At 53.5% G+C, this 202-nt stretch carries 2 rRNA genes; both read right to left on the bottom strand.

Annotated features, from left to right (window positions below):
- A 5S ribosomal RNA gene (gene rrf / locus FOI68_RS23185) occupies window positions 1–76 on the bottom strand; the annotation flags it as partial.
- Between the two features lie 75 nt (window positions 77–151).
- Window positions 152–202 (bottom strand): 16S ribosomal RNA (locus FOI68_RS23180); the annotation flags it as partial.

Genomic DNA, 202 nt, shown 5'->3' with positions numbered 1-202 from the left:
TACCATCGGCGCTGGAGGGCTTAACGGCCGTGTTCGGAATGGGAACGGGTGTGTCCCCTCCGCTATCGTCACCAGACTTATTCATGATGGAAGGACATGCATCCTTCAAAACTGAACAGCGAGTAGGCGTTAACCAGCCAAAGCTCCGTAGAAAGGAGGTGATCCATCCGCACCTTCCGGTACGGATACCTTGTTACGACTT

It is taken from the genome of Brevibacillus sp. LEMMJ03 (assembly GCF_007197875.1).
Taxonomy (GTDB): Bacteria; Bacillota; Bacilli; order Brevibacillales; family Brevibacillaceae; genus Brevibacillus; species Brevibacillus thermoruber.
Note: the sequence above shows the minus strand (reverse complement) of the source record. Positions and strands in the feature narration are given on the sequence as shown.